Source organism: Nocardioides ultimimeridianus, assembly GCF_054777895.1.
This window is the reverse complement of record NZ_BAAHAB010000011.1, coordinates 301,021-322,824: the sequence shown is the minus strand read 5'-3', so window position 1 is coordinate 322,824 and position 21,804 is coordinate 301,021. Positions and strand designations below refer to the sequence as shown.

The 21,804-nt window shown below is 70.8% G+C and carries 22 protein-coding genes; 11 read left to right on the top strand and 11 right to left on the bottom strand.

Annotated elements, in window-relative coordinates; all coding sequences use genetic code 11:
• Positions 1 to 58: 58 nt before the first annotated feature.
• The 4 genes from ACYU8V_RS13045 to ACYU8V_RS13030 all read left to right on the top strand — a co-directional run bounded on the left by ACYU8V_RS13045 (position 59) and on the right by ACYU8V_RS13030 (position 3,739).
• Positions 59 to 1,474: a hypothetical protein gene (locus ACYU8V_RS13045; RefSeq protein WP_460847918.1), complete on the top strand. Its 1,416-nt coding sequence runs from the start codon at positions 59 to 61 to the stop codon at positions 1,472 to 1,474.
• Between the two features lie 92 nt (positions 1,475 to 1,566).
• The gene (locus tag ACYU8V_RS13040; protein ID WP_460847916.1) at positions 1,567 to 2,328 is read left to right on the top strand and encodes a hypothetical protein; all 762 of its coding nucleotides are present in this window, start codon (positions 1,567 to 1,569) and stop codon (positions 2,326 to 2,328) included.
• A 68-nt stretch (positions 2,329 to 2,396) separates the two neighbouring features.
• Complete coding sequence (locus ACYU8V_RS13035; protein ID WP_460847915.1) at positions 2,397 to 3,035, top strand: VOC family protein; 639 nt, start codon at positions 2,397 to 2,399, stop codon at positions 3,033 to 3,035.
• The gene (locus tag ACYU8V_RS13030) at positions 2,960 to 3,739 is read left to right on the top strand and encodes a class I SAM-dependent methyltransferase (protein ID WP_460847913.1); all 780 of its coding nucleotides are present in this window, start codon (positions 2,960 to 2,962) and stop codon (positions 3,737 to 3,739) included. The genes ACYU8V_RS13035 and ACYU8V_RS13030 overlap by 76 nt, the downstream gene beginning before the upstream one ends.
• Before the next feature lie 9 nt (positions 3,740 to 3,748).
• Here the strand turns inward: ACYU8V_RS13030 and ACYU8V_RS13025 are convergent, their stop codons facing one another.
• Entirely contained in the window at positions 3,749 to 4,927 is a 1,179-nt protein-coding gene (locus ACYU8V_RS13025) for an NAD(P)/FAD-dependent oxidoreductase (RefSeq protein ID WP_460847912.1), read from the bottom strand.
• Positions 4,928 to 4,969: 42 nt separating this feature from the next.
• Positions 4,970 to 5,683, bottom strand: coding sequence for a flavodoxin family protein (locus ACYU8V_RS13020; RefSeq protein WP_460847910.1), 714 nt, complete (start codon positions 5,681 to 5,683; stop codon positions 4,970 to 4,972).
• A 184-nt stretch (positions 5,684 to 5,867) separates the two neighbouring features.
• Between ACYU8V_RS13020 and ACYU8V_RS13015 the strand changes: the two genes are divergently transcribed.
• From ACYU8V_RS13015 to ACYU8V_RS13005, 3 genes are all read left to right on the top strand, one after another.
• On the top strand, positions 5,868 to 6,650 hold the full coding sequence (locus ACYU8V_RS13015) for an N-formylglutamate amidohydrolase (RefSeq protein WP_460847907.1): 783 nt from the start codon (positions 5,868 to 5,870) through the stop codon (positions 6,648 to 6,650).
• A complete protein-coding gene (locus ACYU8V_RS13010; RefSeq protein ID WP_460847906.1) occupies positions 6,647 to 7,090 on the top strand; it encodes a hypothetical protein in 444 nt (147 codons plus the stop codon). The genes ACYU8V_RS13015 and ACYU8V_RS13010 overlap by 4 nt, the downstream gene beginning before the upstream one ends.
• Positions 7,091 to 7,189: 99 nt before the next feature.
• Complete coding sequence (locus ACYU8V_RS13005; RefSeq protein ID WP_460847904.1) at positions 7,190 to 8,788, top strand: DUF726 domain-containing protein; 1,599 nt, start codon at positions 7,190 to 7,192, stop codon at positions 8,786 to 8,788.
• Positions 8,789 to 8,857: 69 nt separating this feature from the next.
• On the opposite strand, the gene ACYU8V_RS13000 is transcribed toward ACYU8V_RS13005, so the two are convergent.
• Positions 8,858 to 9,421 carry a hypothetical protein gene (locus ACYU8V_RS13000; protein ID WP_460847903.1) on the bottom strand — a complete coding sequence of 188 codons (564 nt, stop codon included), beginning with the start codon at positions 9,419 to 9,421 and terminating at the stop codon, positions 8,858 to 8,860.
• An 82-nt stretch (positions 9,422 to 9,503) separates the two neighbouring features.
• On the opposite strand from ACYU8V_RS13000, the gene radA reads away from it, so the two are divergent.
• Positions 9,504 to 10,955: a DNA repair protein RadA gene (gene radA / locus ACYU8V_RS12995; RefSeq protein ID WP_460847902.1), complete on the top strand. Its 1,452-nt coding sequence runs from the start codon at positions 9,504 to 9,506 to the stop codon at positions 10,953 to 10,955.
• Positions 10,956 to 11,007: 52 nt separating this feature from the next.
• Complete coding sequence (disA, locus tag ACYU8V_RS12990; RefSeq protein ID WP_460847901.1) at positions 11,008 to 12,084, top strand: DNA integrity scanning diadenylate cyclase DisA; 1,077 nt, start codon at positions 11,008 to 11,010, stop codon at positions 12,082 to 12,084.
• Here the strand turns inward: disA and ACYU8V_RS12985 are convergent.
• A complete protein-coding gene (locus ACYU8V_RS12985; protein ID WP_460847899.1) occupies positions 12,081 to 12,863 on the bottom strand; it encodes a hypothetical protein in 783 nt (260 codons plus the stop codon). The genes disA and ACYU8V_RS12985 overlap by 4 nt on opposite strands.
• 65 nt (positions 12,864 to 12,928) lie before the next feature.
• Here ACYU8V_RS12985 and ACYU8V_RS12980 point away from each other — a divergent pair, with 65 nt between their 5' ends.
• Positions 12,929 to 13,807: an HhH-GPD family protein gene (locus ACYU8V_RS12980; protein WP_460847898.1), complete on the top strand. Its 879-nt coding sequence runs from the start codon at positions 12,929 to 12,931 to the stop codon at positions 13,805 to 13,807.
• 28 nt (positions 13,808 to 13,835) lie between these two features.
• Here the strand turns inward: ACYU8V_RS12980 and ACYU8V_RS12975 are convergent, their stop codons facing one another.
• On the bottom strand, positions 13,836 to 14,402 hold the full coding sequence (locus ACYU8V_RS12975; protein ID WP_460847896.1) for a TetR/AcrR family transcriptional regulator: 567 nt from the start codon (positions 14,400 to 14,402) through the stop codon (positions 13,836 to 13,838).
• 89 nt (positions 14,403 to 14,491) lie between these two features.
• On the opposite strand from ACYU8V_RS12975, the gene ACYU8V_RS12970 reads away from it, so the two are divergent.
• On the top strand, positions 14,492 to 14,818 hold the full coding sequence (locus ACYU8V_RS12970) for a DMT family transporter (protein WP_460847894.1): 327 nt from the start codon (positions 14,492 to 14,494) through the stop codon (positions 14,816 to 14,818).
• A 79-nt stretch (positions 14,819 to 14,897) separates the two neighbouring features.
• Here ACYU8V_RS12970 and ACYU8V_RS12965 read toward each other — a convergent pair whose 3' ends face one another.
• The 6 genes from ACYU8V_RS12965 to panD all read right to left on the bottom strand — a co-directional run bounded on the left by ACYU8V_RS12965 (position 14,898) and on the right by panD (position 21,800).
• A complete protein-coding gene (locus tag ACYU8V_RS12965) occupies positions 14,898 to 17,447 on the bottom strand; it encodes an ATP-dependent Clp protease ATP-binding subunit (protein ID WP_460847892.1) in 2,550 nt (849 codons plus the stop codon).
• Positions 17,448 to 17,562: 115 nt separating this feature from the next.
• Entirely contained in the window at positions 17,563 to 17,895 is a 333-nt protein-coding gene (locus tag ACYU8V_RS12960) for a histone-like nucleoid-structuring protein Lsr2 (RefSeq protein ID WP_460847891.1), read from the bottom strand.
• Positions 17,896 to 18,007: 112 nt separating this feature from the next.
• The gene (locus ACYU8V_RS12955; protein WP_460847890.1) at positions 18,008 to 18,784 is read right to left on the bottom strand and encodes a type III pantothenate kinase; all 777 of its coding nucleotides are present in this window, start codon (positions 18,782 to 18,784) and stop codon (positions 18,008 to 18,010) included.
• A 3-nt stretch (positions 18,785 to 18,787) separates the two neighbouring features.
• Positions 18,788 to 19,720 (bottom strand): carboxylating nicotinate-nucleotide diphosphorylase, encoded by a 933-nt coding sequence (gene nadC, locus ACYU8V_RS12950; RefSeq protein WP_460847888.1) that lies wholly within the window; start codon positions 19,718 to 19,720, stop codon positions 18,788 to 18,790.
• A gap of 2 nt (positions 19,721 to 19,722) precedes the next feature.
• Positions 19,723 to 21,381 carry an L-aspartate oxidase gene (locus tag ACYU8V_RS12945; RefSeq protein ID WP_460847886.1) on the bottom strand — a complete coding sequence of 553 codons (1,659 nt, stop codon included), beginning with the start codon at positions 21,379 to 21,381 and terminating at the stop codon, positions 19,723 to 19,725.
• A complete protein-coding gene (gene panD, locus ACYU8V_RS12940) occupies positions 21,381 to 21,800 on the bottom strand; it encodes an aspartate 1-decarboxylase (protein ID WP_460847884.1) in 420 nt (139 codons plus the stop codon). Before panD ends, ACYU8V_RS12945 begins: the two co-directional genes overlap by 1 nt.
• Positions 21,801 to 21,804: the final 4 nt, after the last annotated feature.

Genomic DNA, 21,804 nt, shown 5'->3' with positions numbered 1-21,804 from the left:
GGGTGCTCCCACCCCGCCACTACCCAGCTCCCCAGCTCCCAGGTAAGGACTCCGTGTCATGCCCAAGCCACTGCACCGCAGGCGGGACCACCGCCGTACGCGCATCGGCGCCGCCCTTGCCCTCGCCGCCACCGCGGCGATCTCGGGTGTCGCCCTCGCTCCGCACGCCACCGCCGACACCGGCGGCCACGTCGCCGAGTACGTCTGCCACCCGGTCAACGGGGCCGGCGAGCTCGGCAACGGCTGGAACCTGATCCCGCCGGACAAGTCCGACAGCCACATCGACGCCGACCTGCTGGCCCTCTACGAGGCCGGCGACACCAGCATCGTCTACTGGAAGCACATGTCCTCCGACGGGCGCCACGACATCCCGGCGCTGTCCGACGACCCGAGCGACGCGAACATCTGCCCCGGTCACGTCGACGTCGAGCACCTGACCGTCGCCCAGACGATCACCACGAGCTGGGACCGCACCTACACCTGGTCGCTCAGCAAGAGCGTGGACGACCCCGACGTCTACCTCTACGCGAACTCCACCGACGGCCCGCAGTCCGGAACCGTCAACTGGCACCTGCAGGCCTCGGCCACCTCGGCCGACGACAACTACGCGGTCCACGGCATGGTCGCGGTCACCAACGACGGCGACAACGACACCGACTTCACGCTGACGCTGTCCGACCCGAGCATCACCAACGTCGACTGCGGCGGCGGGTCCGCCAGTGCCGCCATCGCCAAGGGTGCCGAGGTCGACTGCACCTACAGCGCGAGCACCCAGCTCGCCGGGCCGATCACTGCGACCGCGACCACCGACGTCGACGCCTACAGCGACACCGACTCGGTCGACTGGTCCTCGACGCCGACCAACACCTACGGCGCCGACACGGTCCTGACCGACGCGCGCCTCGGCCTGAGCGTCCCGCTGACCGCGCCGGCCAGCTATGACCAGTCGTTCGCGGAGAGCTTCACCTACGCGGGCTCGCCGTGCGGCGACGCGGTCGTGACCAACAACGCCTCGCTCTCGACCGGGCAGTCGGCCAGCGCGTCCACCACCGTCCACCGTCAGTGCGTCGTGTTCCAGGGCGACACCGCCTGGGCAGCCACGGCCGCGAAGACCGGCAAGTACAACGGCATGACCAGCGGCAACTGGGCGACGTACGTCAAGGGCCCGTCGGGCACCTGGAACCTGTACGCCGGCCAGACCAAGGCCGCGGGCACCGTCAGCATCAGCGCGGCCGGTGCCGTGCGGATCACGCTCGCCAATGGGTTCGTCTTCGCTCCGGCGTCGGCGGGTGCCAACGTCCACATCCAGGGCTACGCGACCCCGCCGTCGGGCAACCCGTCCCCGGGGAAGTTCACCTTCAAGAAGACCTGCACCGCGAGCCCGTGCTCGCCGGGAACGGTGACGCTGGCGAACTACTACGGCATCCACCTCTCGGTGGGCAAGTGGGTCCCGGACCCCACCTTCGGTCCCTGATCGGGTCCTGACCCGATCCTGACCAAGCAGGCCCCGTCCCGGCTCCGGCCGGTACGGGGCCTGTGTCGTGCCCGGGGCACTACAGTTGCGCGGTGCCCGAGGTCGCCCTGGATTTCCCCCGTGCGTTCGTGGAATTCGTCAACCCCGATGACGCCACCGAACGTCTCCGCTGCGACCTGACCTGGCTCACGTCGTCGTTCACCTGCATCTTCGGCAGCGGCTGCCAGGGCATCTACGCCGACTCCCCCGATGTCGGCTGCTGCACGCTGGGCGCGCACTTCTCCGGCAAGGAGGACGAGGAGCGCGTCGCGGGCTTCGTCGACCAGCTCACCCCCGAGCAGTGGCAGTTCCACCCCGGACGGGCGGTCAAGCGACGCGACTGGGTGGAGAAGGACGAGGACGGCGAGCGCAAGACCCGCGCCCACGAGGTGGGTGGCCAGCGGGCGTGCGTCTTCCACAACCGCGGCGACTTCGCCAGCGGGGCCGGCTGCGCCCTGCACCTGCTCGCGCTCGAGCAGGGCCGCAACCCGCTGGAGACCAAGCCGGACGTGTGCTGGCAGCTGCCCATCCGGCGCACGTTCCGCAACGTCGAGCTCACCGACGGCACGACGTACACCGAGGTCTCGATCGGCGAGTACGACCGGCGGGGCTGGGGTGCCGGCGGGCACGATCTGGACTGGTACTGCTCGGGCAACACCGAGGCGCACGTCGGCGTCGAGCCGGTCTACGTGACCAACGAGGCCGAGCTGGTCGCGCTGATGGGACAGGCGGCGTACGACGAGCTGGTGGCGCACTGCGAGGCGCACCTGCGGTCGCGGTCGGCCCTGGCCCTGCACCCCGCCGACCCTCGCTAGGTACCTCGACATCAAGAGATCCTGACCCCGGGCGACACCGGCCGCGCGGGCCGGAGAACAATACCGACATGCGCCTGGATCACCTCTCCTACGCCGCCGGCCCCGATGGTCTCGACAGCACCGCCGAGCGGCTCGGCGCGGCTCTCGGTGTGGAGTTCGGCGAGGGGGGCGTGCACCCCCGCTTCGGCACCCGCAACCGGATCCTGCCGATGAGCAACGGCACCTACCTCGAGGTCGTCGAGGCGCTGGACCACCCGGCCTCGGACAAGGCACCGTTCGGTCAGGCCGTCAAGGCTCGCTCGGCAGCCGGTGGCGGGTGGCTCGGCTGGGTCGTCGCCGTTCCCGACATCACCGTGGTCGAGCAGCGGCTCGGCCGCAGCGCGGCGCAGGGCAGCCGGCACCGGCCCGACGGCACCGAGCTGCGCTGGCAGCAGATCGGCGTCAACGGCCTGATCGCCGACCCGCAGCTTCCGTTCTTCATCCAGTGGGAGTCCGACCGCGCGCTGCACCCGTCGGCCGACTCCGACGGCGAGGCCAGCCTGGTCGCCCTGGAGATCGCCGGCGACCCGCAGCGGGTCAGCGAGTGGCTCGGCGAGACCGTCGAGGCGCCGCTCGAGGACGTCAAGGTCGAGTGGGTCGCCCCGCACGGCACGCCGGGGCTGCTCGCCGCCCAGGTGCTCACGCCCAACGGCCTGGTCCGCATCTGAGCACCTCCGGGATCGCCCGCGGCGCGATCGCGAGCCCCAACATCTGGCGGCACACGGCGAGCTACGAGATCGAGAACCGCGCCGCCGACCCGGACGGCCGGCTGTGGCGCGCCATGGAGGCGTGCGCCGACTGGCGGGACCGGGTCGTCCTCGACCTCGGCTGCGGGACCGGCTTCCACCTGCCGCGGTTCGCCGAGACCGCCGACCACGTCGTCGGCGTCGAGCCCCACACGGGCCTGCTGCGGCTGGCCGGGCGTCGTACCCGCGACCTCGGCAACATCACGCTGCGCGTGGGCACGGCCCAGCAGATCCCGCTGCCCGACCACAGTGTTGACACTGTCCACATTCGCTGGGCGTACTTCTTCGGGCCCGGCTGCGAGCCGGGACTCGCGGAGCTCGCGCGGGTCGTCCGGCCCGGCGGGACCGCCATGGTCATCGACAACGACGGCTCCCGCTCGACCTTCGGCGCCTGGTTCCGCCGCGGCTACCCGCACCTCGACCCGCCGGACACGATCGAGCGGTTCTGGACGACGCACGGGTGGACGCTGGAGCGCGTGGACATGGGGTGGCGCTTCGAGAGCCGGGCCGACCTCGAGGAGGTCGTGCGGATCGAGCTGAACCCGGAGACCGCCGAGCAGGTGCTGCGGCACCACGAGGGTCTCGAGGTCGACTACGCGGTCAACCTGTGGTGGAAGCGGTTCTGATCAGCGGCCTCAGCGCAGGTCAGTGAGGTCCTCGGGATCCACCCGCGTCCCGACCATCGACCGCAGCTTGTCGTTGACGTCCCATATCCCGACGTTCATGCCGGCGGTCAGAGTGCCGTTGCGCAGCCAGTAGGCGATGAACTCGTTGCCCGCGAGGTCCCCGCGCACCACCACCTCGTCGTCGGGGGCGCCGTGGCCGACGTACTCCATGGAGAAGTCGAACTGGTCGGTGTAGAAGTACGGCGCCCAGTCGTACTCCCCCTCCCGGCCGAGCATCGTCCGCGCGGCCAGCCGGCCCTGCCGGATCGCGTTGTCCCAGTGCTCCACCCGGAGCGGGCCGAACAGCGAGCTCTCCGCCTTGGCCACGTCGCCGGCGGCGAAGACCCGCGGGTCGCTCGTGCGCAGGTGCTGGTCGACCACGACGCCGTTGTCCACAGCCAGGCCGGCCGCCTCGGCCAGGGCGGTCTCCGGGACCGCGCCCACGGCCATCACGACCAGGTCCGCGTCGACCCTCCCGTCCGAGGTGACGACCCCGTCCGGCTCGATCGACTCGACGTGCACCTCGGTGCGGAGGTCGACGCCCTTGGATCGGTGGAGCTCGACCAGGTGGCGCGCCAGGTCCGGGCCGAGCACGTTGCCGAGCGGCAGCGGGCCGGCCTCGAGGACCACGACGTCGGCACCCCGAGCGCGGGCCGCCGCGGCGACCTCGAGCCCGATCCAGCCGCCGCCGATGAGCGCGACGGTCCGCCCCGGCTCCAGTGCCGACTGGATCCGGCGGGCGTCCTCGATGGTGCGCAGGGTGACGGCATGGTCGGCGCCGGGCAGGTCGATGCGGCGCGGCGATGCGCCGGTGGCCAGCAGCAGCCGGTCGAAGCGCAGGTCGGTCGCGTCCTCGAGGTGCACCGTGCCGGCCCCGAGGTCGAGCCGGGTCGCGCGGACACCGCTGCGCAGCGCGACGTCGCGGTCGGCGTACCACTGGGGGTCGTGGAGGACCGCGAAGTCCTTGTCGCCCTTGAGGAAGTCCTTGGACAGCTGTGGTCGCTCGTACGGCGGCTCCGCCTCACCGCTCACGACGGTCACCCCGCCGGCGTACCCCTCGTCCCGGAGGGTCTCGACGGCCTTGGCCGCGGCGAGCCCGCCTCCGACGATGACGATCTCTTCGACGCTGTCTCCCGCTGACTCAGCCATTCCTCCATCGTGGCGCGCGGAGCCAAGCCGCGGAAGGGGTCCTCAGCGGTACTCGGGGTTCTCGAAGTCGAAGCGGGTGCCCGCGTTCCACTCCGAGCGCTGGTTCCCGTACGCCGGCACCCCGCCCGCGTCCTTGAGCAGCTTCGCCAGGTGCATCAGGTTCCAGGTCATGAAGGTGGTGTTGCGGTTGGTGAAGTCGTTCTCCGGCCCGCCACTACCCGCATCGAGGTACGACGGCCCCGGCCCTGCCTCGCCGATCCAGCCGGCGTCGGCGTTCGGCGGGATCGTGTAGCCGACGTGCTGCAGGCTGTAGAGGATGTTCTGCGCGCAGTGCTTGATGCCGTCCTCGTTGCCGGTGATCAGGCAGCCGGCCACGCGCCCGTAGTAGAGGTACTGCCCCTTGTCGTTGAGCATCCCCGACAGCGAGTAGAGCCGTTCGATGAGGACCTTCATCTGGCTGGAGTTGTCGCCGAGCCAGATCGGCCCCGCCGCGACCAGGATGTCGGCGTCCAGGATCCGCTTCCCCAGCTCGGGCCACTCGTCGCTGGCCCAGCCGTGCTCGGTCATGTCGGGGTAGACGCCGGTCGCGACGTCGTGGTCGATGAGCCGGATCTCCTCGACCTCGACACCGTGCTTGCGCATGATGCCGGCGCTCGCGTCGACGAGGCCCTGGGTGTGGCTGGGCTCGGGCGAGCGCTTGAGGGTGCAGTTGACGAAGACGGCGCGGAGGCCGGTGAAGTCGTGGGCGTCGGTCATGTCCCCATGCTGGCCGCACGGGCGTCGTACCGACAGGGGGTGCGGCTTACGGAAGCCTTACGGCGCTTCGGCGACGGCTTCGTGTCGCCTTCACGTCGGACGTCTGCTGTAGAAGAGCACTGTGCAGGACAAAGGACGAGAGCAACGACCGCGGCTTCGCCGCCGACCGAAGGGTGCGTGACGCGTGAGGACGTTCGAGGTGATCCCGGGAGATGCGTCATCGCGGGTCGTCCTGCATGTTCCCCACTCGTCGACGCACATCCCCGGCGACGTCCGCGCCGACATCCTGTTGAACGACCACGAGCTGTCTGCGGAGCTGAGCGCCATCACCGACGCGGACACCGACCGGGTGGCACTCGGCGCGGCCGAGCTCGTGTCCGTACGGCCGTGGATCTTCGTCAACCGCACGTCGCGTCTCGTCGTCGACCCGGAGCGGTTCCCCGACGAGCGTGAGGAGATGAACGCCGTCGGCATGGGAGCGGTCTACGAGCGCACGACCGACCTGCGCATCCTCCGCGAGCCGTCGCAGGGTCAGCGGCAGGACCTGATCGACCGCTACTTCACGCCGTACGCCGACGCACTGGCCGAGCTCGTGCGCGATCGGCTCGAAGCAGCAGGGGACGTGACGGTCGTCGACGTCCACTCGTACCCGCAGACTGCGCTCCCCTACGAGCTCCACGGAAGCGGCCCGCGCCCGGAGATCTGCATCGGAACGGACAGCTTCCACACCCCCGCTCACCTCCGGCTCGCGGCGGTCGAGGCGATGAGCGCGGTCGGTGGGATCGGCCTCGACTCACCGTTCGCTGGCTGCTACGTGCCGCTCGAGCAGTACGGCACCAACAGGCACGTCCGTGGCGTGATGCTCGAGATCCGCCGCGACGTCGTCGCGGCCCGGATGGACCAGCTCCAGCACGCAACAGCACGACTCGTCACCATGATCGATCAACCCGAAGGAGTGCAGCCATGACCTGCTCATCGACCATCGCCTACGGCGAGTCCGGCTGGTGGGAGGGCGCCTACGACAAGGGCGCGGAGAGGGCGCAGGTGAGCGTCGTGTGGAACGGCATGCCGTTCACCTTCCGGTTCGAGCACACGTCGCCGACCTCGGCGACCGTGCGATTCGACATCAGCGAGAACGCAGCCGACACGAGCCCCGGGTCGTCCAGCCCGTCGCTCGGCTGGCTGACCTGGTACGACGGCTACGCCGTGGCGCTGGAGAACGAGAACTTCACCAGCGCGGAGAGGTGGGACGGTGGCGCGCCCTTCGCGGGTGACGACGTCGAGGATCTCGACGAGCGCTCGGCCGTTGCCGGCTACGCCCATCTCGCGGCCGAGATCCTGTGGTCGCAGTACGGCGACGACACGGCTCGGGCCCTCTACCGGACCGCCGCCGCGGAGCGGCCCTGATGAGAATGCCTGGTTCGACATCGGTCTGAATGTTGCGAACCTAGGCTCCTTCCGTGCTCGCGCCGAAGGCTGTGTGAGCGAGACCCATGGAGGTCAGCAGTGATCGAGTTGCGCTACACCGGCCGCAGGACCGGGTACGAGGCACAGCTGGAGGTCGACGGCGTCACGGTCGTCGAAGCCGTCGAGTCCGGCGAGGGAGCGGTGATCAGTGGTCATGACGACTACATCGGGAACGCCGCGCTCGTCGGGAGCTTCGTCGGCTATGCCGACAACGAGCTCGCCGCTCGTCGGACCTCCTCCCCGGAGAAGCGGGAGAGTCACCGCAAGGAGTCGGCCGCCAAGGCCAAGCTGGCCCGACGCGTCGCCACGCGCATCGGCCAGCTGTCGGACGTGACGGAGCAAGGCTGGTGCTCGGGCTGCTTCGAGTTCACGATGCACCGCCGGAGGCGCGGCGTCCGAGTGCTCCAGGAGTTCCTCTGCAGCCATTGCGGGACGCCGACGGTGGAGTGCCCTGTGCCCCGGTGCAAGAACTTCGCGCTGGAGCTGCCGGGACGGCCCGTGGACTACTGCGCGCCGCACCGGCACGAGATCCCCTCGTTCGAGAAGCTCAACGCCCACATCCCGACCCTGGCTGAAGCAGCCGACTGGCTCGACTTCGACCACGTCAACGCCTCGCGCGTCACGCTCGTGGCAGGCGGTGTCGTCGGCGCGGCGGCCGTCCTCGGCCCACTCGCGCTGATGGCTGCGCCGGCCATCGGCGGCGCGATCGGGACGACGGTGCTCGGTCTGCAGGGCGCGGCTGCCGGAAGTGCTGGGCTGGCCGCGTTGGGCGGCGGATCAGTTGCCGCAGGAGGGTTCGGGATGCTCGGCGGCACGGTCGTCGTGACGGCGACGGGCACCGCACTCGGAGGCATCCTCGGGGCAACGGCGACGACGGCGTACGTCGGAGCGGACAAGTCGTTCAGGATCGAGAAGCTCCGGGAGGGGCACGGCCCGGCCGTGGTGTTCGCGACCGGCTTCCTCACCGAGGGCCAGGACGGCTGGGCCGGCTGGAAGAAGACGATCGACCAGAAGTACCCAGAATCGCCCGTGTACCGAGTCCACTGGGGCGCCAAGGAGCTCGTCGGCCTGGGGGTGCTCGCCGCTCATGGCCTCGGCAAGCAGGGCGCCAGGATGGCAGTGGTCAAGCTCGCGAAGGGCGCATCGAAGAAGGCGGGGATCCCGGGTCTCGGTTGGGTTCTCGGTGCCCGGGACATCGCCGTGAACCCCTGGTCGGTCGCGGTGAACCGCGCCACGATGACGGGAGCGATCCTCGCCGATCTGATCGCTCGCGCCGATGAGGGGCCGTACATCTTGATGGGCCACAGCTTGGGTGGCCGAGTGATGGTGAACGCTGCTCAGGCACTGGGCACGCGGACAGGCACCGCACCGAAGATCGAGGAGATGCATCTCTTCGGAGCGGCCGTCAACACCAAGGCGGATTGGCAGTCGCTGCACCGCGCGGTGCGCGGCATGGTGCGCAACTACCACTCGACCGACGACCACGTCCTGAAGTGGCTCTACTCGACCGCCCAGCTCGGATCGTCCGCCGTCGGCCACAGCGGTTTCACCTCGAAATGGCCGAACATCAAGGACCACAACGTCACGACGAAGGTGCATGGGCACTCGGACTACCTGGCGAACGTCAGCCTGAGGTAGCCGCGTTCACCCTGGCCACCGCCACATCGCCAACCGCCGCGCCCGCAGGGCAGGGCACCCCGCCCGCGATCAGTCGGCCCGCACGTACCAGAACTGACTCGGCTTGCCGCTCGGCGCGGTGGTGGTGACCAGGTGCTGACGCCGGTTCAGCTCGTGAAGAGCGTCGTACACGCTGATGTAGACGACGCTGGGCAGGCGTGTCGCGACCTGCCACATGCGCAGACCCGGATCACCGACCTTCCACGCTCCTGACGCGATGAGCCGCTCGACCTCGACGATCGTCTCGGGCACGGAGAGGTGCTGCATGTGCGGGTAGTGCGAGGGATGCATCATCGGCTCTCCCTCGGGCGCGATGAGTCGCCACTCCCGGCCGAGCTGGTTGCTCACCCGGTTCCAGGCGTTGCGGACGGCGGTGCGGTCGGGCCCGAATTTCTCCAGGAGCCTGACGAACCAGCCGTTCCAGTCCTCGTGCACGCCGGACTCGTAGCCGCTCAGGACGAAGTCACGCATCGGCTCGTCGATGCCACGCGGGCCGCTGCGGGACGTCGCGGATCGCGACGGGCTCGCCGCGACGGTGCCGTTCTGGCCGCAGTAGCAAGGGTCGGCATCGCACAAGTGGCAGTAATCGTTCATGGTGGGCCGATTCAACCAGTGGCCCCCGACGCTTCGGCACGTCGGACGATCACCGTCGGTGGCTCCGCCTACCGTTGGCCGCATGGCATCCGCGAAGGCTCCCCGTTCCGTGTTCCGCTGCGCGGAGTGCGGCTGGAGCACCGGCAAGTGGGTGGGTCGCTGCGGCGAGTGCCAGGCCTGGGGATCAGTGGCCGAGGCGTCCTCGGCAGCCGCAGGCCCCGGGGGTCGTACGCCGGCGGCGGCCGTGACCTCCCCGGCAGTGCCCATCGGCACGGTGTCGGCGGACCGGGCGGCGCACACGTCCTCCGGCGTCGCCGAGCTGGACCGGGTGCTCGGCGGCGGCATGGTGCCCGGCGCGGCGGTGCTGCTCGCGGGCGAGCCCGGCGTCGGCAAGTCCACCCTGCTGCTCGAGGTCGCCGCCCGCACCGCCCAGGCCGGCCAGCGCACGCTCTACGTGACCGGCGAGGAGTCCGCGGCCCAGGTGCGGCTGCGGGCCGACCGCACCGGCGGTGTCCAGGACGAGCTCTATCTCGCCGCCGAGACCGACCTCGGCGCGCTGCTCACCCACGTCGAGGAGGTCCGCCCCACGCTGCTGGTCGTCGACTCGGTCCAGACCATCGGCGCCTCGGGCGTCGAGGGCGTGCCGGGCGGCGTCACCCAGGTGCGCGAGGTGGCCCAGGCACTGGTCCGGGTGGCCAAGACCCGCAACATCACGGTCGTCCTGATCGGCCACGTCACCAAGGACGGCACCATCGCCGGCCCCCGGGTGCTGGAGCACCTCGTGGACGTGGTGCTGCACTTCGAGGGCGACCGCGACTCGCGCTTCCGGATGGTCCGCGCCATCAAGAACCGGTTCGGCCCGGTCGACGAGGTCGGCTGCTTCGACCTGGGCCCGGACGGCATCCACGCCGTCGAGGACCCCACCGGCCTGTTCGTCGAGCGTCACCACGGCCGCGTGCCGGGCACCTGCATCGCCGTCACCATGGAGGGCCGCCGCCCGCTGCTGGCCGAGGTGCAGGCCCTCGTCACGCCCACGCCCGCCGAGCGTCCGCGCCGCACCACCTCGGGCCTCGACGGGTCCCGGCTGGCCATGGTGATGGCCGTCCTGCAGCAGCACTGCGGCCTGGTCCTGCACAAGTACGACGTCTTCGCCTCCACCGTCGGCGGCGCCCGGCTCACCGACCCCGGGAGCGATCTGGCGCTGGCGATCGCGCTCGCGTCGGCGTACCTGGGGAGCCCACCGCCGGCCGGCGTGGTGGCGATGGGTGAGATCGGGCTGTCCGGGGAGCTGCGCCCGGTGCGCGACGCCGAGCTGCGCATCGCCGAGGCGGCGCGGCTGGGGTTCTCGGTCGCGATCGTCCCCTCGAGCGCGCGCGACCGCCCGCTCCGGATCCGTGAGCGCCGCGTCGACAACATGCGGGTGATCGAGGCCCCCGACCTGCGCCAGACGCTGGAGGGGCTGCGGATGGGCCAGCAGTCCGAGCCCCGTGCGGCGGACCCGGTCGCGGGCGCCCATCTGCACAGCGTCACCTGAACGAGCCGAACCGGGCATGGACATGGGCAGTGATCGGTAGGGTGACGGCGTGATGACCGAACGCACGGACGAGGAGCGGTTGCGCGAGACGCTCGCCGCCATCGCTCCCGGCACCGCGCTGCGCGACGGCCTGGAGCGCATCCTGCGCGGCCGCACGGGCGCCCTCATCGTGCTCGGTCACGACCGGCTGGTGGAGCAGATCTCGAGCGGCGGGTTCCAGCTCGACGTGCCCTTCACGGCCACCGGCATGCGCGAGCTGGCCAAGATGGACGGCGCGATCATCGTCGACGGCGCCCTCTCCCGGATCATCCGCGCCGCCGTGCACCTGATGCCGGACCCGAGCATCCACACCGAGGAGACCGGCACCCGGCACCGCACCGCCAACCGGGTCGCGAAGCAGACCGGTCACCCGGTGATCTCGGTGTCGCAGTCGATGCAGATCATCGCGGCGTACGTCGGCGAGATGCGCCACGTGCTCGAGGACTCCGGCCAGATCCTGTCCCGCGCCAACCAGGCGCTCGCGACCCTGGAGCGCTACAAGCTGCGCCTCGACGAGGTGTCCTCGACCCTCTCGGCGCTGGAGATCGAGGACCTGGTCACGGTCCGCGACGTCGCGGTGGTGGCGCAGCGGCTGGAGATGGTCACCCGGATCGCCCGTGAGATCGAGGACTACGTGCTCGAGCTCGGCACCGACGGCCGTCTGCTGACGCTGCAGCTGGAGGAGCTCGTGACCGGCGTCGACATCGAGCGCGAGCTGGTGATCCGCGACTACGTCCCGTCCCGCAAGCGCAGCCGTGACCCGCAGGAGCTCCTCGGCAAGCTGGCCGAGCTGTCCTCCACCGAGCTCGTCGACCCGGCCGCGGTCACCAAGGTGCTCGGCCTGGCCGGCGGCGAGCACCTCGACGGCGCCATCGCGCCGCGCGGCTACCGACTGCTGGCCAAGGTGCCGCGGCTGCCGGCGATCGTGGTCGAGAACCTCGTCGACCACTTCGGCACGCTGCAGAAGCTGCTGTCGGCGGGCATCGACGACCTGCAGGCCGTCGAGGGCGTCGGCGAGCTCCGGGCGCGCAGCGTCCGCGAGGGTCTCTCGCGGCTCGCCGAGTCGACGATTCTTGAAAGATACGTCTAACGGGTCTTCGGGCTCGTGGTGGACGTCGCCTTCGAGGGCGAGGACGACGAAGTGGCCGTTGCGGTCTGGGTCGGCGTGGCCGTCACGGTCTGGGCGTCCGGCAGCACGAGGGTGAACGCGGAGTGTGCCGGCTCCCCGCCGAGGGTGCTGGCGTACAGGTAGAGCTTGCCGGGGCGCACGAAGTCCGACCCGCTGCGGCAGCCGACGGTCGAGACCCGGCCGTTCCACACCATCGTCACGATGCTGGGGACCACGTTGCGCACCACGACGGATCGGACCGGGAGCGCGCCGGGGCACTGCTGCGAGGTCCACAGCACCTTGCCGTGGCGGGCGATCTTGACCGCGATGTCGTGCTGGTCGACGTCCCACGTGCAGGCGGCGGAGCTCTTGGTCTCCAGCGCGAGGTTGATGGTGATGTCGGAGCCGGCAACCGCGTGCGACACCGACGGGGTCACCGTGATGTCGCTGGGGGCGCAGGGTCCGCTCGGAGCGGCCAGGGTGAGCGGCGAGGCCGAGGTGCTGCGGCCCGTGGGAGCCGAGTACGACGGACCGGCCATGACCGTCCCCGTGCTGCTCGTCGACGGGGAGTCGGTGGAGGTGGAGAACCCGGCCGCGGCCTGCTGGGCGACGGGCGCACCGCCCTTGCCGTCGCTGCCGCCACCGAGGAGCTGGGCGATCACGAACACCAGCACGGCGCCGACCACGAGCAGGACCAGCCGACGTCGCCAGTAGACCCCCGGAGGCAGCGGTCCGCGGGTGAGCGTGGTGCCGGACTGCATGCGATCACGCTAACCACACCGACCCACCGATCGGCGGACCCTCGCCGTACCCGCAGAATGCGGGCATGACCAGCTCTCCCATCGTCGCCCCGGTCCTGGACTGGTACGCCGGTGCCGCGCGCGACCTGCCCTGGCGGCGTACCGACGCCTCGGCCCCGTCGGCATGGTCGGCCATGGTCTCGGAGTTCATGCTGCAGCAGACACCGGTCGTCCGGGTCCTGCCCGTGCACGAGGCGTGGCTGGAGCGCTGGCCGACGCCCGCGGACCTGGCCGCCGAGAGCAGCGGCGAGGCCGTGCGCGCCTGGGGCCGGCTCGGCTACCCCCGTCGCGCACTGCGCCTGCACGCCGCCGCGCAGGCGATCGTCGAGCGGCACGGCGGCGAGGTGCCGGCGGCGTACGACGACCTGATCGCGCTGCCCGGCGTCGGCGACTACACCGCCGCCGCGATCGCCAGCTTCGCCCACGGCCGCCGGCACGTGGTGCTGGACACCAACGTGCGCCGGGTGATCGCCCGGGCGGTGTCGGGCGAGGAGTTCCCGGCGCGGTCGGTCACCCGGGCCGAGCGCGACGCGGCGGCGGCGCTGCTGCCCGAGGACGACGCCACCGCGGCGACCTGGTCGGTCGCCGTGATGGAGCTCGGCGCCCTGGTCTGCACCGCCGAGCGCCCGCGCTGCGCCGACTGCCCGATCGTCGCGCTGTGCGCGTGGCACGGCTCCGGGCGCCCGGCGTACGACGGGCCGCCGCGACCCGTGCAGACCTACGCCGGCACCGACCGGCAGGTGCGTGGCCGCCTGCTCGCGGTGCTGCGCGACAGCGAGGGCAGCGTGTCGAAGGAGCGGCTGGACCGGGTGTGGGAGGACGCCGCGCAGCGCGACCGGTGCCTGGCCTCCCTGGTCGAGGACGGCCTGGCCACGGTCGAGGACGGCCGCTACCGCCTCCCCTGACGCGAATCACGCGTTGTGGCCCGCCGAACTAGGGATTCGCGATGGCCTGGATCGTGTCGGCGAGGTCCGCCACGGCGCGGCTCAGCTCGCGGCTGCCGCGATCCAGCGGGAGGTCGAGGTGCAGGCCCATCAGCGCGGCGTCGAGCAGCAGGACCGCGCGGGGAGCGACCTTCGGCGGGCAGCCGGCCGCGACCAGCCAGTCCGCGAGCGCCTGCACCCACACCTCGTTGGCGGCGCGGACGACGCCGGCGTACGGCTCCTGCCCGAACAGGCCGAGGGCTGCCGCCTCGACGTAGAGCCGCTGGCAGCGCTCGAGGTGGCCCGAGCTCCAGGCGGCCCACAGGTCGAGGACGGCCCGGCGTACCGACCGGGCGGGAGGCAGCGCCCGCACCATCTCGATCGATCGTTGGTTGGAGGTTCGAAGGACCGTCGCGACGAGGTCGTCCTTGTCCGCGAAGTGGTAGAGCAGCATCCGGTCACTGGTGCCGATCGCGGCCGCGAGCGGTCGCAGGCTGAGCCCGATCAGGCCGTGCTCGAGGACGTAGTCGGTCGCCTCGTCCGCCAGCTTGGCGCGCTTGTCCGTGTCCTTCGCCACGAACACCACCTCCCGTCTGGCATCAAACTGTAGCAGGTGCTACATTTCTGTAGCAGTCGCTACAAAGTCATCGGAAGGAGGTGTTGTGAATGTTCGCCTGGATGCTCCTGCTCACGGCGATCGGGGTCGAGGTGTCGGCCAGCGCAGCGCTGTCCCGCACCGAGGGGTTCCGTGACCCGTTCTGGACCGTGCTGGTGGTCGGCGGCTACGTGCTGTCGATCTGGATGCTGACCGTGGTGGTCAAGCAGCTCCCCATCTCCATCGCGTACGCCGTCTGGGCCGGCCTCGGCACGGCCGGGATCGCGCTGGTCGGCGTGCTCTTCCTCGGAGAGCGCCTGGACCCGATGAAGCTGGCCGCCCTGAGCCTGATCGTGCTCGGCGTGGTGCTGCTGAACCTCACCGGCACCGCCCACTGACCCGAGAAACACCTCGCACCAGACGAAATGGCCCCGGATTCGCAAGAATCCGGGGCCATTCCATCAGGTGCGATGCGGTCTAGCCGAGGCTCTCCGCCTCGTCGCCGCCGGCCTCGCCGCCCTCGGCCACCGCCTCGAACGGCGGCAGGTCGGGCAGCTCGGCGACCTTCTGGCCCTTGAACGTGAAGTTCGCGGTCGGGCCCTCGCCCTCGACGTCGACCAGCACGATCTGGCCGGGGCCGACCTCGCCGTACAGCATCTTCTCGGCGAGGATGTCCTCGATCTCGCGCTGGACCGTACGACGCAGCGGGCGCGCGCCGAGGACCGGGTCGAACCCGCGCACGGCGAGCAGGTTCTTCGCCGCCTGCGTGAGCTCGAGCTGCATGTCGCGGTCCTTCAGCCGGACCTCGACCGCCGCGATCATGTTGTCGACCATCGCGATGATCTGCTCCTGGCTCAGCGGCGGGAACACGATGATCTCGTCCACGCGGTTGAGGAACTCGGGGCGGAAGTGCTGCTTGAGCTCCTCCGAGACCTTCGCCTTCATCCGCTCGTACGAGCCGGCCGCGTCACCGCTCTGCTGGAACCCGAGGTTGATGCCCTTGGCGATGTCGCGGGTGCCGAGGTTGGTGGTCATGATGATGACGGTGTTCTTGAAGTCGACCACCCGGCCCTGCGAGTCGGTCAGGCGACCTTCCTCGAGGATCTGCAACAGGCTGTTGAAGATGTCCGGGTGGGCCTTCTCGACCTCGTCGAAGAGCACTACGGAGAACGGCTTGCGGCGCACCTTCTCGGTGAGCTGGCCGCCCTCCTCGTAGCCGACGTAGCCCGGAGGCGAGCCGAACAGCCGCGAGACCGTGTGCTTCTCGCCGAACTCGCTCATGTCGAGCTGGATCAGCGCGTCCTCGTCGCCGAAGAGGAACTCGGCGAGCGTCTTGGACAGCCACGTCTTGCCGACGCCCGAGGGCCCGGCGAAGATGAACGAGCCGCCGGGACGCTTGGGGTCCTTCAGGCCGGCACGGGTACGACGGATCGCGCGGCTGAGCGCCTTGACCGCCTCGTCCTGCCCGATGACCCGCTTGTGCAGCTCGTCCTCCATCTTGAGCAGCCGCGTGGACTCCTCCTCGGACAGCTTCACGATCGGGATGCCGGTCGCGACCGCGAGGACCTCGGCGATCAGCTCCTCGTCGACCTCGGCGACCTCGTCCATGTCGCCGGCGCGCCACTGCTTCTCGCGCTCGGCCTTCTTCAGGATGAGCTGCTTCTCCTCGTCGCGCAGGCGGGCGGCGGCCTCGAAGTCCTGGCCGTCGATGGCGCCCTCCTTGCGCTGGCGCACCTCGGCGATCTTCTCGTCGTACTCGCGCAGGTCGGCGGGCGCCGTCATCCGGCGGATCCGCAGCCGCGAGCCGGCCTCGTCGATCAGGTCGATGGCCTTGTCCGGCAGGAACCGGTCGGAGATGTAGCGGTCGGCGAGGGTGGCCGCGGAGACCAGCGCCTCGTCGGTGATGGTCACGCGGTGGTGCGCCTCGTAGCGGTCGCGGATGCCCTTGAGCATCTCGATGGTGTCCGCGATGGACGGCTCGGGCACCTGGATCGGCTGGAAGCGGCGCTCGAGGGCGGCGTCCTTCTCGAGGTACTTGCGGTACTCGTCGAGGGTGGTCGCACCGATCGTCTGCAGCTCGCCACGGGCCAGCATCGGCTTGAGGATCGAGGCCGCGTCGATCGCGCCCTCGGCCGCACCGGCACCGACGAGGGTGTGGATCTCGTCGATGAACAGCACGATGTCGCCGCGGGTGCGGATCTCCTTGAGGACCTTCTTCAGGCGCTCCTCGAAGTCACCGCGGTAGCGGCTGCCGGCGACCAGGGCACCCAGGTCGAGGGTGTAGATCTGCTTGTCCTTGAGCGTCTCGGGGACGTTGCCCTTGACGATGTCCTGGGCCAGGCCCTCGACGATCGAGGTCTTGCCGACGCCGGGCTCACCGATGAGGACCGGGTTGTTCTTGGTCCGCCGCGACAGGACCTGCATGACCCGCTCGATCTGCTGGTGGCGACCGATGATCGGGTCGAGCTTGCCCTCGCGGGCGTCCTGGGTGAGATTGCGGCCGAACTGGTCGAGCACCAGGCTCGAGCTCGGGGCGTCGGTGCCCGCGCCGGTGGTGGCGCCGGCGGCCTGCGGGCCGGACTCCTTGCCCTGGAAGCCCGAGAGCAGCTGGATGACCTGCTGGCGCACCCGGTTGAGGTCGGCGCCGAGCTTCTGCAGCACTTGGGCGGCGACGCCCTCGCCCTCGCGGATCAGGCCGAGCAGGATGTGCTCGGTGCCGATGTAGGAGTGGCCGAGCTGCAGCGCCTCGCGCAGGGACAGCTCGAGCACCTTCTTGGCACGCGGGGTGAAGGGGATGTGGCCGGACGGGGCCTGCTGGCCCTGGCCGATGATCTCCTCGACCTGCGCGCGCACGGCCTCCAGCGAGATGTCCAGCGACTCCAGCGCCTTCGCGGCCACGCCCTCACCCTCGTGGATGAGGCCGAGCAGGATGTGCTCGGTGCCGATGTAGTTGTGCGAGAGCATGCGGGCCTCTTCCTGGGCCAGCACAACAACGCGTCGGGCTCGGTCGGTGAACCGCTCGAACATATTCGCTCCTCCAGACTGGGGGGTCACGCATGAGACAACCCCACGAGCAGCCTACGCGTTCCCACCCGAGGGCAGGATCGCGTGCGCTCACAGCGAACAGGGCCGGGACGCCGTCCTAGTTGGCCGACTCGAACGCCTCCCGCACATCGGCCGGGATGCGGCCGCGCTCGGGGACGGAGTGACCGTTGGACTTGGCCCACTCGCGGATCTCGCGGGCGGAGGCGCCGGTGGAGCCGGAGGCCGCGGCCGCGCGGGCGGTACGACGGGCCGAGCGGCCGACCTTCCGGGCGTGGCCGACGTACGGCGCCAGCGCCTCGCGGAGTGCCGACGCGTTGGCGTCGCTCAGGTCGATCTCATAGCTGCTGCCGTCGAGCCCGAACACGACCGTCTGGGTGGCGTCGCTGCCGTCGATGTCGTCGACAAGGACGATGTTGACCTTCTGCGCCATTGCATTTCTCCGCTCATATTCATGATGAGCGGTCCCGTAATGCACCGCCCTTTTCGACGGATCCTGTCATATCCGCAGAATTCGGAGAATAAAGCCGGAACGACTCCTGGAATCAACGCACGTTGCGCGCAAACACCTTTGCGAGTCCCTCGAGCGTCAGAAAGGGACGATGCGTGGTGAAGCAATCGCATTCGTCGATGACCACGGGCGCGAGATATCCGGTGGAGATGATCGCGACCTCACCGGGCTCCGCGCCCAATGCGCCGACCAGCCGCGCCACCATGCCCTCGACCTGGCTGGCCACGCCGAAGACCATGCCGGACTGCAGCGCCTCGACGGTGTTCTTGCCGATGACGCCCTTGGGCCGGACCAGCTCGACCTGGCGCAGTTGAGCGCCCGCGCGGCTCAGCGCGGCGAGGGAGACCTCGATGCCGGGCGTGATCGCACCGCCGACGTACCGTCCCTGCGCGTCGATGACATCGAAAGTCGTCGCGGTCGAACCGAAATCCACCACGATGCTGGGAGCGGCGATATCGACCGCGGCGAGGGCATTGATGATCCGATCGCTGCCGACCTCGCGCGGATTGTCGACCTGGATGGCGACGCCGGTGCGCACCCCGGGCTCGACGATCACCTGGCGGATATCGGCGAATTCCCGCGCGAGCATGTCGCGCCATTCGTTGAGGACCGAGGGGACCGTGGAGCACACCGCGATGCCGTCGACGCCGCCGAGCGCGTCGCCGAGGATCCCGCGCAGCAGCACCGCCCACTCGTCCGAGGTGCGCCGCGCGTCGGTCGAGACCCGCCAGTGCGCGCCGACCTCACCGTCGGTCACCAGGCCCAGCACCGTGTGGGCGTTCCCGATGTCGGCGGCGAGCAGGAGCCCCATGGGTCAGGCCTCCTCGATCAGCTGGGTCCGGAAGTCGAGGCCGAGGTCGAAGACCTTGACCGAGTGGGTGAGCGCGCCGACCGAGATGAAGTCGACGCCGGTCTCGGCCACCGCGCGGGCACGCTCCAGGGTGAGCCCGCCGGAGGCCTCCAGGGTCGCCGCCGGCGCGAGCTCGTCGCGGATCCGCACGGCCTCGGTCATGTCCGCGTCGGACATGTTGTCGAGCAGGACCTCGACGCACCCGGCCTCGAGGATCGCCCGCAGCTCGTCCAGGTCCATGACCTCGACCTCGACCCGCAGGCCCGGGTTGGCGGCCACGACGGCGCGGTACGCCGGCACGACGCCCCCCGCCGCGACGGCATGGTTGTCCTTGACCATCGCCCGGTCGACGAGGCTGAACCGGTGGTTGACTCCCCCGCCACAGCGCACGGCGTACTTCTGCAGCGCACGCCACCCGGGCAGCGTCTTGCGGGTGTCGAGGACCCGTGCCTTGGTGCCGGCGAGGGCCTCCACCCAGTGCGAGGTCGCGGTCGCGATGCCGGAGAGGTGCGAGGCGAAGTTGAGGGCGGTGCGCTCGGCGGTGAGCACGCCCTGCACCGGACCGCTGGCGGTGAGCACCACGTCACCCGGCTCCACGCGCGTGCCGTCGGGGATCCGGCCGCTGAGCTCGACGGTGTCGCCGAGCGCGTAGCGGAATGCCAGCTCCGCGATCGCGAGCCCGGCCACGACGCCGGTCTCGCGAGCCGCGAAGTCGCCGACCGCGACGCCCATGTCCGGCATCGCCGCGCTCGTCACGTCGTCGACGCCACCCGGGAGGTCCTCGTCGAAGGCGAGTGCGATGTGGGTGTAGATCGCGCGCGGGTCGAGCCCCGCCGCGGCGATCTCGTCGACGAGGGCGACGGGGAGGTCGTCGTACGCCGTCCGGGCGATCGCCATGCTCAGGCCTCCCCGTCGGTGGCCGGAGCCGGGTGGAACGACACCGAGGTGGTCGCGTCGGCCATCACCACGTCGAAGTGGCCCGCCCAGCCGGCGTCGTCGCGGTCGGGGAAGTCCTCGCGCCAGTGCGAGCCGCGGGTCTCCTCGCGCAGCAGCGCGGCCGCGGCGAGCGCGGTGCTGATGGTGACCAGGTTCGTGGTCTCCCACGCGTCGGGGCCGACCTCGTCGGCGGAGACGCCGGCGAGCTTGTCGAGCACCGCGCGCGCCTCGGTCAGGCCGGGGGCGGTGCGGAGCACGCCCACCCGTCCGCTCATCGTCTCCTGGAGCTCGCCGCGCACCGATCCGGAGACCAGGCCGGCGGAGCGGGTGTCGGGGGCCGGCTCGGACCACGGCCGCAGCTCGCCGGGGAGGACCTTCGCGATCCGGCGCGAGAAGACCAGTCCCTCGAGCAGGGAGTTCGAGGCGAGCCGGTTCGCGCCGTGCACGCCGGAGCAGGCCACCTCCCCGGTGGCGTAGAGGCCCGGGATCGACGTACGCCCGTGCAGGTCGGTGGCGACACCGCCGGACGCGTAGTGGCAGGCGGGCGCGACCGGGATCAGGTCCGTGGTCGGGTCGATGCCGTGCGCGCGGCAGGACGCGAGGATCGTGGGGAAGCGGCGCTCCCAGAAGGCAGGGCCGAGGTGCCGGGCGTCGAGCCACATGTGCGGCCGGCCGGTCTCGAGCATCCGCTTCATGATGGTCTTGGCGACCACGTCGCGCGGAGCGAGGTCGGCGAGCTCGTGGACGCCCTGCATGATCCGGTTGCCGTCGTCGTCGACGAGGAAGGCACCCTCGCCGCGTACGGCCTCGGAGATGAGCGGCTGCTGGCCGAGCGAGTCCGGGCCGAGGTACATGACCGTGGGGTGGAACTGGACGAACTCCAGGTCACGCAGCACCGCGCCGGCCCGCAGCGCGATCGCCATCCCGTCGCCGGTGGAGACGGCCGGGTTGGTGGTCTGGGAGAACACCTGCCCGAGGCCACCGCTGGCCAGGACGATCGCCCGGCAGTGGACCGCTCCCACGCCGTCGCGCTGCCCCTCGCCGAGGACGTGCAGGGTCAGGCCCGCCACGCCGCCGTCGGCGTCGAGGAGCAGGTCGACCGCGAGTGCGTGCTCGATGACCTCGATCTGGGGGGCGTCCGCGATCGCCTTCATCAGCGCGCGCTGGATCTCGGCGCCCGTGGCGTCGCCGCCCGCGTGGGCGATGCGGTCGCGGTGGTGCCCGCCCTCACGGGTCAGCGACAGGTCGCCGGCGGCGTCGAGGTCGAAGTTGGTGCCCTGCTTGAGGAGGTACCGGACGGCCTGGGGGCCTTCGGTGACCAGCACCTGCACGGCCGCCCGGTCGCACACCCCGGCCCCCGCGACGAGCGTGTCGCGCTCGTGCTGCTCGGGGGTGTCCTCCGGCCCGAGGGCCGCCGCGATGCCGCCCTGCGCCCACTGCGTCGAGCCGGCGCTGAGGACGTCCTTGGTCACCAGCAGCACCTTGCCGACCTTCTTGCGCAGCCGCAGGGCCGCGGTCAGGCCGGCGATGCCGGAGCCGATGACGACGACGTCCGCGCGGGTGGTCCAGCCGGGCTCGGGCGCGGTGAGACGTGCGGGGAGGGCGGTCGCGGGGGCTTGCATCAGCGCGCGGCCACCGCGTCGCCGCGCTGCAGGGTGGCGTCGCCGAAGGTCTCCGCCGGATCGAAGCCGGTCGCCATGATCTTGTTGTCGGCGTCGACGAAGACCACGTGCGGCTGGAGCTCCTTGGCCTCCTCGGTGCTCATCTGGCCGTAGCCGATGATGATCACCAGGTCGCCGGGGTGCACCAGGTGCGCGGCCGCGCCGTTGATGCCGATCACGCCCGAGCCCCGCTCGCCGGCGATCGTGTAGGTCTCGAGCCGGGCGCCGTTGGTGATGTCGACGATGTGGACCAGCTCGCCGGGAAGCAGGTCGGAGGCCTCGAGGAGGTCCTCGTCGATCGTCACCGATCCGACGTAGTGGAGGTCCGCCTGGGTCACGGTGGCCCGGTGGATCTTGGACTTCATCATGGTGCGCAGCATGGGA

Bases quoted from the DNA above. Each gene is read 5' to 3' on its own strand.
- ACYU8V_RS13045 (WP_460847918.1), top strand. From the start codon at position 59: ATGCCCAAGCCACTGCACCGCAGGCGGGACCACCGCCGTACGCGCATC.
- ACYU8V_RS13035 (WP_460847915.1), top strand. From the start codon at position 2,397: ATGCGCCTGGATCACCTCTCCTACGCCGCCGGCCCCGATGGTCTCGAC.
- ACYU8V_RS13025 (WP_460847912.1), bottom strand. From the start codon at position 4,927: ATGGCTGAGTCAGCGGGAGACAGCGTCGAAGAGATCGTCATCGTCGGA.
- ACYU8V_RS13020 (WP_460847910.1), bottom strand. From the start codon at position 5,683: ATGACCGACGCCCACGACTTCACCGGCCTCCGCGCCGTCTTCGTCAAC.
- ACYU8V_RS13010 (WP_460847906.1), top strand. From the start codon at position 6,647: ATGACCTGCTCATCGACCATCGCCTACGGCGAGTCCGGCTGGTGGGAG.
- ACYU8V_RS13000 (WP_460847903.1), bottom strand. From the start codon at position 9,421: ATGAACGATTACTGCCACTTGTGCGATGCCGACCCTTGCTACTGCGGC.
- radA (WP_460847902.1), top strand. From the start codon at position 9,504: ATGGCATCCGCGAAGGCTCCCCGTTCCGTGTTCCGCTGCGCGGAGTGC.
- disA (WP_460847901.1), top strand. From the start codon at position 11,008: ATGACCGAACGCACGGACGAGGAGCGGTTGCGCGAGACGCTCGCCGCC.
- ACYU8V_RS12985 (WP_460847899.1), bottom strand. From the start codon at position 12,863: ATGCAGTCCGGCACCACGCTCACCCGCGGACCGCTGCCTCCGGGGGTC.
- ACYU8V_RS12980 (WP_460847898.1), top strand. From the start codon at position 12,929: ATGACCAGCTCTCCCATCGTCGCCCCGGTCCTGGACTGGTACGCCGGT.
- ACYU8V_RS12970 (WP_460847894.1), top strand. From the start codon at position 14,492: ATGTTCGCCTGGATGCTCCTGCTCACGGCGATCGGGGTCGAGGTGTCG.
- ACYU8V_RS12965 (WP_460847892.1), bottom strand. From the start codon at position 17,447: ATGTTCGAGCGGTTCACCGACCGAGCCCGACGCGTTGTTGTGCTGGCC.
- ACYU8V_RS12960 (WP_460847891.1), bottom strand. From the start codon at position 17,895: ATGGCGCAGAAGGTCAACATCGTCCTTGTCGACGACATCGACGGCAGC.
- ACYU8V_RS12955 (WP_460847890.1), bottom strand. From the start codon at position 18,784: ATGGGGCTCCTGCTCGCCGCCGACATCGGGAACGCCCACACGGTGCTG.
- nadC (WP_460847888.1), bottom strand. From the start codon at position 19,720: ATGGCGATCGCCCGGACGGCGTACGACGACCTCCCCGTCGCCCTCGTC.
- ACYU8V_RS12945 (WP_460847886.1), bottom strand. From the start codon at position 21,381: ATGCAAGCCCCCGCGACCGCCCTCCCCGCACGTCTCACCGCGCCCGAG.
- panD (WP_460847884.1), bottom strand. From the start codon at position 21,800: ATGCTGCGCACCATGATGAAGTCCAAGATCCACCGGGCCACCGTGACC.